The sequence below is a fragment of the Vibrio chagasii genome, assembly GCF_024347355.1.
GTDB classification, from domain to species: domain Bacteria; phylum Pseudomonadota; class Gammaproteobacteria; order Enterobacterales; family Vibrionaceae; genus Vibrio; species Vibrio chagasii.
Map to the genome: position 1 here is coordinate 512,532 of NZ_AP025465.1, position 14,395 is coordinate 526,926.

A 14,395-nucleotide genomic window follows, 5' to 3' on the forward strand; every position below is an offset into this window, starting at 1 on the left:
TTGGCTCCTTCCAATTATTGCGCTTGAACACGAAGTTCAGCTGAGCTGCGGCTTTGGTGGCCGAGCAGGGTGTTTAGATCCGCCGTCTTTGGTTTCACTAGGTAGAACTTCGGAATCCATTCATCAAAGTTCGCCAGAATAGCTTCAGCGTGTACTGAGCCCGTCTCTTCTAAGTGCTCTGCAATTAAGCCACGCAGATGTTCTTGGTGGATATATAAGTCAGATAGAGAAAGCGCCTCAACCGACTCGTTGTTCACTCGGCCTTGGAAGTCTTCGTTCTTATCCATGACATAAGCGAAGCCACCCGTCATACCTGCACCGAAGTTAACGCCAGTTGCGCCAAGAATGGCAACAATACCGCCCGTCATGTATTCACAGGCGTTGTCACCCGCACCCTCTATCACGGCAACCGTGCCTGAGTTACGTACGCCAAATCGTTCGCCAGCCGTACCTGCAGCAAATAACTTGCCTCCGGTTGCACCATACAAACAGGTGTTACCTATGATGGTTGCTTCGTTACAAGTAAATGCGGTGCCTTGGTGAGGTTTGATAACCACCTTACCGCCAGCCATGCCTTTACCAACATAGTCATTAGCATCACCCGTTAGGTAAAGCTCTACGCCGCCTGCGTTCCAAACAGCAAAGGATTGGCCTGCGGTACCATCGAGATATAATTTGATTGGTGAACCAGCCATGCCTTGGTTGCCATATCGCTTAGCAATTTCGCCAGAGATACGTGCGCCTATCGAGCGGTCTGTATTAATCACGTTGTAGTAAAGGCTGGTGGACTGTCGTTTCTCAATCGCATCGAGTGCATCATCCAGGATCTGCTGGTTGAGCTGAGCCTTATCAAATGGCGCGTTTGGTTCGGTCCAATACAGAGGGTGACCCTCTGGTGATACCGGAGCTTCCAGTATCGATGAGAGATCCAATTTACTCTGTTTTGCAGTCAGGCCTTCAACAGCCTCCAGTAAATCTGTGCGTCCAATTAGGTCTGTGAGTTTTTCTACACCAAGGTCTGCAAGGTGTTGGCGAACTTCATCGGCTAAGCCAGTAAAGTAGTTCACCACCATGTCTGGTAGCCCCTTGAAGTATTCGCGGCGCAATGTTTCATCTTGAGTCGCGACGCCTGTCGCACAGTTATTAAGGTGGCAGATTCGTAAGAATTTACAACCCATTGCGACCATTGGTGCGGTACCAAAGCCAAAACTTTCAGCACCGAGAATAGCGCCTTTAATCACATCGAGACCGGTTTTCAGACCACCATCAACTTGCAGGCGGATCTTATGACGAAGTCCGTTCGCAACCAGTGCTTGCTGAGTTTCGGCTAAGCCAAGTTCCCAAGGGCAACCTGCGTATTTTACCGAGGTCAGTGGGCTCGCTGCGGTACCGCCATCATAACCAGATATGGTGATCAGATCGGCGTAGGCTTTTGCCACACCAGTCGCGATAGTACCAACACCTGGTTCCGATACTAACTTCACTGAAACCAATGCGTTAGGGTTCACTTGCTTAAGATCGAAAATCAGCTGCGCTAGATCCTCGATAGAATAGATATCGTGATGTGGAGGAGGGGAGATCAGTGTTACGCCTTGAACTGAGTATCTCAGCTTAGCGATTTCTGCTGTGACTTTATGGCCGGGTAGTTGACCACCTTCGCCGGGTTTCGCCCCTTGTGCTACTTTGATCTGTAGAACATCCGCATTGGTTAAGTAATGTGGCGTTACACCAAAACGGCCAGACGCAATCTGTTTGATGCGTGAGTTACGGTAGGTACCAAAACGTCGTGGATCTTCACCGCCTTCACCAGAGTTAGAATAGCCACCTAAGCGGTTCATCGCCATGGCCAGTGCTTCATGCGCTTCTGGGCTCAGGGCACCAATCGACATCGCTGCGGAGTCAAAGCGCTTGAATAGGTCGCTACTCGGCTCGACTTGCTCAAGAGCTAATGGTTTCTCGGCTTTCTTCAGGCTCATTAAGTCACGTAACATAGCCGCAGGGCGAGCGTTTACTTGTTTCGCAAAAGAGAGGTAATCCGATGCTTCGCCAGTTTTTACTGCGGTTTGCAGCGTGCCGACCACGTCTGGGTTATAAGCGTGGTATTCACCACCATGGACGTATTTCAGTAAACCACCGTGCTCGATTGGCTTACGCTTAGTCCATGCTTTACGTGATAGGTTGTAAATATCTTGCTGGAAATCGCTAAAGCTTGCGCCTTGAATTCGAGTAGTTACTCCGCGGAAACAGAGCTCAACGATATCAGAATGTAGGCCAACGGCTTCGAAAAGCTGTGAACAGCGGTAAGAAGCAATGGTTGAAATACCCATCTTCGACATGATCTTATACAGACCTTTGTTGATGCCGTTTTGGTAGTTCTGCATCGCTGCACGATAGTCTTTGTCTAAAGATCCATCATCGAGCATCTTGCCTAACGCCTCATAAGCAAGGTACGGATAAACCGCAGTTGCACCAAAGCCAAGTAGTACCGCGAATTGGTGTGGATCGCGAGCGGTTGCTGTTTCCACCACTATGTTGGCATCACAACGCAGGTCGGTATCAGCAAGGCGAGTCTGTACTGCACCCACCGCCATTGCTGCTGGAATTGGTAGTTTGCCTTTCTCTAAACCTTTATCCGATAACACAACCAAAACCGCACCGTCACGTACTTCTTGTTCTGCACTATCACATACCGCTTTGATCGCTTGTTCAAGGTCTTGCTGCGCTGGATCGTAGTGCATGCTTAGGATCGAATGGCGGTAGTGCTTTTGATTCAGTTGCAGAAGTTGCTGCATGTCTGAGTAAAGTAGAACAGGAGAATCAAATGTCACACGATAGGCGTGTCCATCTGTTTCACAGAACACGTTCATCTCTTGGCCAATGCTGGTGGCGAGTGACATCACATGCTTTTCACGCAGAGGATCAATCGGTGGGTTGGTGACTTGGGCAAACTTCTGACGGAAATAATCAGTGACCAGACGCTCTTTTGAAGAGAGTACCGCCATTGGCGTGTCGTCGCCCATTGAGCCGACCGCTTCCTGTCCCATATCACCAAGCACGCGTAATACCTGATCGGACTCTTCGTTGCTCATTGCAAACTGTTTTTGGTAGGTTTTGAGCGTGTCATCGTCGAAGCTACGCTTACCCACTTGGTCATCATCGAGCTCAGAAAATGGTGTTAGCTTGTGAACGTTCTTTTCCATCCACTCTTTGTAAGGGTGGCGACTTTTGAGGTCATTATCGATCTCGTTAGATTGCCATAGCTTGCCACGGCGAGTATCTATCACCAGTAGTTCACCAGGCCCAACACGCCCTTTTTCTGCTACTTCATCTGGCGCGTAGTTCCAAATACCAACTTCTGATGCCAGTGTGATTAGGTTGTCTTTGGTAATGACATAACGCGCAGGACGCAGGCCATTTCTATCTAGGTTACATGCCGCGTAACGACCGTCAGATAGAACGATACCAGCAGGGCCATCCCACGGTTCCATGTGCTTGGAGTTGAAGTCGTAAAAGGCACGCAGGTCTGGATCCATATCTGGGTGGTTCTGCCAAGCAGGCGGAACCAGCATACGCATAGCTCGGAACACATCCATACCACCGGCTAGGAATAGATCGAGCATGTTATCTAGGCTTGAGGAGTCAGAGCCCGTTTCATTCACGAAAGGTGCTGCATTTTGCAAGTCTGGTAGCAGTGGTGAAGCAAATTTATAGGCACGAGCCTTGGCCCACTGACGGTTACCCTCGATGGTATTGATTTCACCATTGTGCGCTAAATAACGGAATGGCTGCGCGAGAGGCCAACGTGGTTGTGTGTTAGTCGAGAAACGCTGGTGGAACAGACATATCGCTGATTCCATACGTAAGTCTGCAAGATCGAGGTAAAATCGTGGAAGATCGGCAGGCATACACAAGCCTTTGTAGACCATCACTTGTGTTGAAAGGCTACAGATATAGAAATCTTGGTCTTCGGTGATCTGTTTTTCAATTCTGCGACGCGCGATGTATAAGCGGCGTTCAATATCACGCTCACGCCAACCGGCTGGCGCAGAGATAAATACTTGCTGAATATTTGGAACAGAATCTTTTGCGATAGGACCTAATACTTCGGTATTGGTCGGTACTTCACGCCAACCAGCAACGGTCAATGTCTCTTGGGCGAGCTCTTTATTGACGATCTCTTGTGCTGATTGAGCTTTGATTGGGTCTTGGCTGAAGAAAATCATGCCAATAGCGTATTGCTTGCCGAGATTAAAATTATTCTCTTCTGCAATAATTCTTAGATAGGAATCTGGCTTCTGTAGTAGTAAGCCACAGCCATCTCCAGTTTTACCATCCGCAGCGATACCACCACGGTGTGTCATGCGATCTAGGGCTGAAATAGCAGTTCTCACCAACTTATGACTAGGTTGGCCTTCCATTTGCGCTATTAAACCAAATCCACAGTTGTCTTTTTCAAGACTAGGATCATATAGAGCCATTGCAATTCTCCCTTTTGCTTCTCTGTCATCCAGACAGTAAATGACTAACTATTCATGTACTTGTTATTTTTTATAAACTTACCGTTTTTTAGCTAGTTCAACGTTATCCTTTGTGTTAACAAAACCCAGTGGCTTTATTTTCACCAGTTTTACAACGTATAGCTAATTGTGTTTAAGGTCAAGTTCATGGTTAATTATCATGCATAAACGCGATTAACCACGTAATAATCTAAAATACTCGATTGATATCAATTAGATATGAATAGGGAATGTTAATGATATTTAACATTTATAGTAAGGGCGCATCTGTAGTAACAAAATGCCAGATAGAAAAAAGGCTAGCATCGAGTGCTAGCCAAATATAAAAGTTAGGAAGGGTGTTGCTTTTCCTCTAGGCTAACGTCATTGACGTTAGCCCGAGAAATATTATGCGGAAAGCATGAGTGAATCGGCTTTCGCTTCTAGGTTTGAGTTGCCCATTAAGAAGTCATCAATCGCAATTGCACATTCACGACCTTCGTTAATGCAGCGAACGACTAGAGACTGACCTGTACGCATATCACCAGCGGCAAAAACGCCTTTCTGGTTGGTTGCGTAACCTTCAGAAGCAACGTTACCGCGCTCGTCCAGTTTGATATCAAGTTGAGCAAGTACACCGGTTGGCTCTGGGTGTAGGAAACCCATCGCTAGGAATGCTTGGTCACATGGAATCACACGCTCTGAGTTTGCTACTTCGTCAAAAGTAGGGCGCTCACCTGGCGCTGCGTCTTTCCACACGATATCGGCGATACGTAGACCGGTCACTTCGCCTTGATCGTTACCGATGAACTCTTTAGTCAAGATGTTCCAGTGACGTTCACAGCCTTCTTCGTGAGAAGTCGTGGTCTTCATGATCATCGGGTATTGAGGCCAAGGCATGTTTGCTGGACGCTTCTCTGGTGGGATCGGCATGATCTCAACCTGAGTAATGCTCGCTGCTTTGTGACGGTTTGATGTACCCACACAGTCAGAGCCAGTATCACCGCCACCGATAACCACAACGTGCTTATCTTTAGCGTGAATCTCTTCACCTTTTAGGTCCATGTCGTTTGCGCGGCGGTTGTTTTGGCCAAGGAATTCCATAGCAAAATGAACGCCTTTCAATTCACGACCTGGGATTGGTAGGTCACGAGGAACCGTAGAACCACCGGTTAGCAATACCACATCAAACTCTTGGCGTAGCTGCTGAGCGTTAACATCAACACCAATGTGTTGGTTAACTTTAAACTCAACGCCAGCTTCAGCCATTAGGTTGATCTTACGATCAATCACGTCCATGCCTAGTTTGAAATCTGGGATACCGAAACGCAGTAGGCCGCCAACTTTCTCGTCACGTTCAAAGACCGTTACCGAGTGACCAGCGCTGTTTAGCTGCTCAGCTGCGGCTAGACCTGCAGGGCCAGAGCCAACAATCGCTACGGTTTTGCCTGTGCGAGAGCGAGGCGTTTTTGGTTTTGCGTACCCTTCACGGTACGCAGTTTCTACAATCGTTTTCTCGATATTACAGATGGTGATTGGGTCTTGGTTAATACCTAGTACACAAGCACTCTCACAAGGAGAAGGACACACACGACCTGTAAACTCAGGGAAGTTATTGGTCGAGCTTAGGATGTTCCAAGCTTCTTCCCAGCTGTCACGGTAAACCGCGTCATTAAATTCTGGGATGATGTTACCAATTGGACAACCGCTGTGACAGAAAGGTACGCCACAGTCCATACAACGAGATGCTTGAGTATTGATCTTGTCACCAAACTCTTCGTTAAGTACGAACTCTTTGTTGTCTTCGATACGAACCGATGGGTCGAGCTTCTTTGGAAGCTCGCGACCGTGTTCTAAAAATCCAGTAGGCTTACCCATTATACTGCCTCCACTTCTTCCGTTTGTGCCTGTTGTGCTTCAGCTTTACGCTTCTCAAGAACTGCTTTGTAGTCGCGTGGCATAACTTTAATCAGTGATGCAATACTTGCTTCAAAGTTGTCTAGGAAAGACTGAGCAACTTCACTTCCTGTGAATTCAACGTGCTTGGTTAGCATATCTAGTAGAAGATCTTTATCTTCTTGTTCAATTGGATCTAGGTCTACAAGTTCAGGGTTAAGCTTGGTTTCGAAGTCACCGCCTTTATCCCAAACATAAGCGACACCGCCACTCATACCCGCAGCAAAGTTACGACCTGTTGAGCCAAGGATAACGGCAACACCGCCAGTCATGTATTCACAACCGTGGTCACCAACGCCCTCAACAACAACCTTCGCACCTGAGTTACGAACACAGAAACGTTCACCAGCCATACCGCGAATGAAAGATTCACCTGAGGTTGCACCGTAGAAACATACGTTACCAACCACGATATTATCTTCAGCAACGATAGAAGACTTCGCATCTGGGTACAGTACCAAAGTACCGCCAGACAGACCTTTACCCCAGTAATCGTTCGCGTCGCCTTCTACTTCGAACTTAACGCCTTTCGCAAGGAACGCACCGAAAGATTGGCCGGCACTACCGTGGAACTTAACGTTCATTGGTTGTGGTAAACCTTGGTCTTTGTAAACCTTCGAGATTTCGTTCGACAGCATGGTACCCGCAGAGCGGTCTGTGTTGATGATAGGGAAGGTTGCATTCACGGCTTCACCTTTCTCTAGTGCTGGAATGGCTGCTTGAATCAACTTACGGTCAAGAACGTCTTCTAGGTTGTGGTTTTGTTGTGTCTGGTTGTAGATACCATCTTCTTCACGAGCCTGCTCAATGTGCAGTACAGGTGTTAGATCGAGATTCTTGTACTTCCAGTGGCCGATGTCGTCACGAACTTTAAGTTTGTGCGATTGACCTACCATCTCATCGATAGAGCGGAAGCCAAGTTCAGCCATTACTTCACGCAGACCTTCAGCCATGTATTGGAAGAAAGTCACTACGTCTTCTACGCGGCCGTCGAAACGCTCACGCAGAGTTTTGTTTTGTGTTGCGATACCAACAGGACAGGTATTCTTGTGACACTTACGCATCATGATACAGCCTTCAACAACCAATGCTGCTGTTGCTACGCCCCATTCTTCCGCGCCAAGTAACGTTGCTACTGCAAGGTCACGTGGTGTTTTCATCTGACCATCTGACTGAACAACGATACGGTTACGTAGGCCATTTTTCAGTAGTGTTTGGTGAGTTTCCGCTAGACCTAGCTCCCAAGGCAGACCTGTGTGACGGATAGAAGACATCGGAGATGCACCCGTACCACCATCAAAACCTGCGATAAGTACCACGTCAGCTTTCGCTTTTGCTACACCTGATGCAATCGTACCTACGCCAGCTTCTGATACTAGCTTCACGTTGACACGGCCGTTACGGTTCGCGTTTTTCAGATCGTAGATTAGCTGAGCCAAATCTTCGATTGAGTAGATATCGTGGTGTGGCGGTGGCGAGATTAGACCTACGCCAGGAGTCGAGTGACGGGTTGCGCCGATCCAGTCATCAACCTTATCACCAGGTAGTTGACCACCTTCACCAGGTTTCGCACCTTGAGCCATCTTGATTTGCAGCTCATCAGCGTTCGATAGGTAGTAAGACGTCACACCAAAGCGACCAGAAGCCACTTGTTTGATTGCTGAACGCTCCCAGTCACCGTTTTCTTTACGTTCGAAACGTGCTGGATCTTCACCACCTTCACCTGAGTTTGACTTCGCGCCGATACGGTTCATTGCAACAGCCAGTGTTGAGTGAGCCTCATGCGAGATAGAGCCAAAGCTCATTGCGCCGGTAGCGAAACGCTTAAGGATGTTCTCGATTGGTTCTACTTCCGCTAGAGGAATAGAGCCTGCTGGGTTTTTGATGAAATCAAGTTGGCTACGTAGCGTTGCTGCGTTGTCGCCTTGGTCATCAACGGCTTTCGCATACTTCTTGAACTGAGCGTAATCTTTATTACGCGTCGACTCTTGAAGTAGAGAGATAGTTTCTGGGTTGAACAGGTGCTTCTCACCACGTTGTTTCCACTGGTAAACACCGCCAACATCAAGGATTTGAGCTGGGATTTCACGAGCTGGGTAACCAACACGGTGACGAACAAGCACTTCACGAGCGATGTCGTCGATGGTTAGACCTTGAATACGAGAAACCGTACCTGTGAAGTATTTTTCAACCACTGACTTGCTGATACCAAGTGCTTCAAAGATTTGTGCACCGTGGTAAGACTGCAGTGTCGAGATACCCATCTTAGAGAAGATCTTCAGTAGACCGCCGTTAACACCTTTACGGTAGTTATCGAAGAACTCACGTGGGTGAACGTTCGGGTCTAGTTTCTTAGTACGTTGTAGTTCAACAATCGTTTCAATCACTAGGTATGGGTTAACTGCGTTTGCACCGTAGCCCAGAAGTGTTGCGAAGTGGTGTGTTTCACGAGCATCACCCGTTTCAACCACGATGTCACACTTAGCACGTAGGCCTTTACGGATTAGGTGGTGGTGTACCGCGCCAACAGCCAGCATTGCTGGAATTGCAGCGTGGTTAGAGTTAACCGCACGGTCAGTCAGTAGGATGATTGAGTAACCATCAATCACGGCATCTTCTGCGTATTGGCAAATACGTTTTAGTGCACGCTCTAACTTACCTTGGTCTCCGTTTGCTTGGAATACGATATCTAGGGTCTTCGCTTGAAGGTGCTCGTTATCGATAGCACGCAGCTTTTCTAACTCAGAGTTAGACAGTACTGGAGACTCAAGCTCTACCTTTTGACAGTGCTCAGGTGTTTCTGAAAGCAGGTTCTGATCTTTACCTAAGTAAGTGTTCAGAGACATAACCATACGCTCACGGATCGGGTCGATCGGTGGGTTAGTTACCTGTGCAAACAGCTGCTTGAAGTAGTTTGAAAGGTGCTGCGATTGGTGAGAAAGAATCGCTAGCGGCCAGTCAGCACCCATTGCAGAAAGTGGCTCATAGCCCGTCTTCGCAAGAGGTAGAATGATTTCGTTCACTTCTTCAGAGCTCACACCAAACGATTGTTGTTTGTGGAGAAGTTTCTCTGGAGAAGGTTGGCTAAATTCGTTGCTCGCGTCTGGTAGCTTTTTCAGGCTAAGAAGGTTCTCTTCAACCCATTTCTCGTAAGGTTGAGATTTTGCGATGCCATCTTTCACTTCTTCATCAGAAATGATGCGGCCTTGCTCAAGGTCAGCAACGAAGATACGACCTGGTTGTAGACGACCACGGTATTCAACGTTTTCTGGTGCGATTTCAACAACGCCAGATTCAGACGCCATCACTAGGAAATCGTCTTTTGTCACTGTGTAGCGAGAAGGGCGCAGACCGTTACGGTCAAGAGTTGCACCTACTTGAACACCATCAGTGAAACATACCGAAGCTGGGCCATCCCATGGTTCCATTACGTTCGCGTGGTACTGGTAGAACGCGCGACGAGTTGGGTCCATGTTTTTGTTTTCTTGCCATGCTTCCGGGATCATCATCATCAGTGCGTGTGGCAGAGTACGACCAGACAGAACCAGAAGCTCCAATGCCATATCGAAGTTTGATGAATCTGAGCTACCTTCTTGACAGATAGGCAGTAGCATGTCGATTTCAGCTTGTGTGAATAGATCCGATTCTAGGATCGCCTCACGCGCTTTCATCCAGTTAAGGTTGCCGCGAACCGTATTGATTTCGCCGTTGTGTGCGATGTAACGGAAAGGCTGAGCTAGACGCCAACGTGGGAATGTATTGGTAGAGAAGCGAGAGTGTACTAGTGCTAGAGCCGTCACCATAGTTGGGTTTTGCAGGTCTAGGAAGTACTGAGGAACTTGTTCTGTTGTTAGCTGACCTTTGTACACCAATGTCTTGTAAGACATAGAGTTGATGTAGAAGTCATCACCGATATTTGAAACGCTTTCTAGGCACACGCGAACGGTGTAGTTACGTAGAACGTACAGTTTACGCTCAAGCTCTTCTGGAGTAATACCAGGGCCGCCAGAGATAAATACGTGTTCAAATTGAGGTTCAGTGCTTAGTGGGTCAGCACCAATCATTGAATTGTCCGTCGGAAGTTCACGGTAGCCGATCACTTCTAACTCTAGGCGTTGTGCATTGCGTTCTAGAATGTCGCGACACTGTGCACGTTTGTGTTCATCTTTAGGGAAAAGTACAACACCAACACCATATTTTTCAAAAGACGGCAGTTTAATTCCAAGCTTAACGGCTTCTTCAAGTAAGAATTCGTGCGGCTTCTGTAGCAGGATACCTGCACCATCACCAGAACACGGATCGCAGCCTTGGCCGCCACGGTGTTCCATACGTGCAAGCATATCGAGTGCTTGAGTTACTACATCATGAGATTTGCGATTCTTTAGATGCGCAACAAAACCGATACCACAAGCGTCATGCTCCAGTTCAGGAGTATACAGACCCTGTGAGTTCTGCTCTTGATCTACCATAGATACATCCTTCCAGTTAAATCTAGGCGCAACTTCTTTGTATAAAGTCAGCCTTGTCCTTTTATATTTATGAGTCTAAACCGGCCTGTGTTGGCGGTTTGAATCCTTTCCGTATCTCGCAGGAAAAGTATTGCGAGAAAAACAATCCTTGGTGATATCCGTTTATTTTTAGCCACAAACTAGTGGTTTATATAGGTGGGAGTTAGATATTACCGACTTATTAGCAAGTTTTCGTTGTAAGAAATTACACAAAAATAGCTAATATGTGTAAGTATCCTACAATTTTGTCTAGGCGAATTGCAATGAAAGTTGAACCGTGTAGACCATTTTTTTCGTTTTATTTTGAATTTTATGTCTAACAAATGTGCAACATTAGGCAAATAGAGCGAATTTTTTGCATGTTTATTGATATTTGATAGGTTGCTCGCAAAAAGCCTTGAGTAAACTAATTGGTCGAATTTTGCAGGGATGTAATTTTTTTTCAAAAAAAGACTGATATTCATTCTTATTTACTTGAGCGCTTTGAAAATATGCAATTACATGAGTTGGTCAACACTATCGGCCAAGATCTTCAACGTCGTTATGGCGAAAAGGTTCACAAGCTAACGCTGCACGGTGGCTTTAGCTGTCCAAATCGAGATGGAACCATTGGCCGTGGAGGCTGCACTTTTTGTAATGTGGCGTCTTTTGCCGATGAACAAACCCAGGTTCAGAGTATTGCAGAACAGCTAAAAGATCGTGCGGGTGAAATTGCTCGTGCTAAGAAGTATCTAGCTTATTTTCAGGCGTACACCAGCACTTATGCTGAGGTGCAAGTGCTCAAGAATATGTATGAAGAGGCGCTAAAAGCACCTGGTGCCGATATCGTTGGTCTTTGCGTGGGCACAAGACCCGACTGCGTACCTGATTCTGTTTTAGAATTATTGGCTGGTTATGTTGAGAAAGGGTACGAGATCTGGCTCGAGCTCGGCTTACAAACGGCCAACAACGATACTCTTAAGCGCATCAATCGCGGCCATGATTTTGCGGTGTATAAAACGATCACCCAGCGTGCTCGCGCTCTCGGAATTAAGGTGTGTACTCACCTTATTGTTGGCCTGCCAAAAGAAACTAAAGCGGATAACCTGGAAACACTAGATAAGGTATTAGCGGTAGGAACGGATGGCATCAAACTTCATGGCCTTCATATCGTAGAGGGAAGTACCATGGCCAAGGCATGGAAAGCAGGCAAGCTAGAAGCTCCAAGCCTTGAAGAGTATGTCGAGATTGCTACTGATATCATTCAGCGTACGCCAGCGGACGTGGTTTACCATCGTGTTTCATCTGCGGCAAGACGCCCTACGTTACTATCTCCGTTATGGTGTGAGAACCGTTGGCTAGCGATGACAGAGATAGGTCGATCACTGGATAAAACCGGTGCACAAGGCATTAAAACAGACTCTGCATTCGAGTACACATTGCCTGTTTTAAACGCAACTGATTGATAGAAATGAGTGAGAGTAGGTAACAGCAGATAAAACCAACAAATAGTGGTAACATTTCCCTCACAGATTTTATGGTATAGATTGAGAGTAGATGGAACTGGTAATGACTTGGTTGTGGGACAGAGCGTATGGCTACGGTGTTTATATCGTTTTCATGTTGCTGATTGCTCTGATCTGCTGGCATTTTTATTCACGTTATCAGTCTCATATTGAAAAGTTACTTCTCTCGACGCCATCCCCTCTATTTTTCGTTGATGTCCGGACCGGCGAGATCTTGTATTCCAACCGTCAGGCAATGCAGTTGCTTGGTATCCGCCAGATTGGCGTAAACTTTCGTTTTCCTACCGTGGAAAGCGAAAATAGTTTCCGTCAATACTTAACCAATCACATCAACTCTCGATCATTTGCTCAGAACTCGCTTTGGGCACTGTCTGAATTTGAGTCCCTCAAGATCAATCTTGTGGGGCGTAAGATCCACTTTAGAAACAAAAAAGCGTGGATGATTCACGCATCACCTTACAAAAACACGAATGAAGAGCAATCCCAAGAACTACGTGAACTGAATGTCGCCCGTACCGCTTTGGACTCCCTGTCTGAGTTGATTTATGTAAAGGACCAAAAAGGTGAATTACTAGCAAGCAACCGCTCCTTCAAGAAGTTTTGGCATGGTCGCCCGGAAGAGGGCACTTTGAGCGTTTCGGGGGGAGCCTTAAAAGGCCGCGTCAGTGAACGTTCATGGACGACTGACCAAGATGGTAAAAGCTGCCTACTTGAAACCTACCAAAGTGTGTTGTTATCTCAGGATGGGGAAAACATCGGCACGCTTTCTATTAGCCATGATGTAACCGACTGGCACGATATGCAGCAGAAACTGCGTGGTGAGATGGAAAAACGTAAAGATACCGAAGTCGCCCTTGCTCAGCGTGACACCATCTTACAAAACATCTTAGAAGCCAGCCCTGACTCGATCGGTATCTTTAATGAAAACATGGTTTACCAAGCCTGTAATAAGCCGTTTGTGGCAGCGCTTGGTATTTCTGAGGTCAGTGATTTGGTCGGTAAGCGCCTTCAGGATGTGGTGCCAAATAGCATGTATATGCGTATCTCAGAGTCCGATCATCAGGTGCTTCATCAAGGGAAATCACTGCGTTATATCGACAAGGTGATCTCTAGTTATGGTGAATACACTTGGTATGACGTGGTGAAGTCGCCATTTAGAGATCCAGCATCTAGCACGAATGGTGTGTTGATCATGGCTCGTGATATCACCGAGCGTTACCTTGCTGAGCAGAAATTGGAAGAGGCAAACCTTGAGCTTGAGCGTCTCAGCTTTATGGACAGTCTGACTCAGGTTTCTAACCGACGCCGCTTTGATGAACAACTGTCGACCCTGTGGCATTACCATGTACGTGAGAAGTTACCACTTACTATTATGTTGTGTGATATCGACTTCTTTAAAGGCTACAACGACTACTACGGTCACCAACAAGGTGATGATGCGCTGATTCAAGTCTCTCAGGCGTTTAAGAAGGTACTGAATCGTTCGTCAGATTGTGTGGCTCGTTATGGTGGTGAAGAGTTTGGTTTTATTCTGCCAAACACAACCGCGGACGGAGCATTGATGGTCGCACAGCGAATTCATGATGAAGTGCTAAAGCTGGGGCTGATCCATGAAAAATCGACCGTTTCTGAGTTTATTACCGTCAGTATTGGTGTTATCTCTTATGTACCGACTCCTGAAGATGAGATGGAGTCTGCGGTAGCGTTAGCCGACAGTGCGCTTTATCAAGCGAAGTCTGATGGTCGAAATCGTTCGAGCGTGCATCCATCGTCGATTCGCTAAATAAATTTATCACTGACTTAGCCTTTATTTACTTGGGTTATCTGTTTTAAACAATATAACCTAGCTCTCTTGCTGCATGTGATGTAGCTAGCTTACCTCCTATCTTCAAACAGGGTAGAATGTTGCTAGTCTTATCGCATGGAGCGC

At 46.8% G+C, this 14,395-nt stretch carries 5 protein-coding genes; 2 read left to right on the top strand and 3 right to left on the bottom strand.

Annotated elements, in window-relative coordinates; all coding sequences use genetic code 11:
- Window positions 1–14 precede the first annotated feature (14 nt).
- The 3 genes from gltB (OCV52_RS02295) to gltB (OCV52_RS02305) form a co-directional block, all read right to left on the bottom strand.
- Window positions 15–4,478, bottom strand: a complete 4,464-nt coding sequence (gene gltB / locus OCV52_RS02295) for a glutamate synthase large subunit (RefSeq protein ID WP_137408239.1) — start codon at window positions 4,476–4,478, stop codon at window positions 15–17.
- A gap of 426 nt (window positions 4,479–4,904) precedes the next feature.
- Entirely contained in the window at window positions 4,905–6,374 is a 1,470-nt protein-coding gene (locus OCV52_RS02300) for a glutamate synthase subunit beta (protein WP_102425685.1), read from the bottom strand.
- Window positions 6,374–10,921, bottom strand: a complete 4,548-nt coding sequence (gltB, locus tag OCV52_RS02305) for a glutamate synthase large subunit (protein WP_137408238.1) — start codon at window positions 10,919–10,921, stop codon at window positions 6,374–6,376. Before gltB (OCV52_RS02305) ends, OCV52_RS02300 begins: the two co-directional genes overlap by 1 nt.
- 530 nt (window positions 10,922–11,451) lie before the next feature.
- On the opposite strand from gltB (OCV52_RS02305), the gene OCV52_RS02310 reads away from it, so the two are divergent.
- Complete coding sequence (locus OCV52_RS02310; protein ID WP_137408237.1) at window positions 11,452–12,405, top strand: TIGR01212 family radical SAM protein; 954 nt, start codon at window positions 11,452–11,454, stop codon at window positions 12,403–12,405.
- A 91-nt stretch (window positions 12,406–12,496) separates the two neighbouring features.
- A complete protein-coding gene (locus tag OCV52_RS02315) occupies window positions 12,497–14,248 on the top strand; it encodes a sensor domain-containing diguanylate cyclase (RefSeq protein ID WP_137408236.1) in 1,752 nt (583 codons plus the stop codon).
- Window positions 14,249–14,395 lie beyond the last annotated feature (147 nt).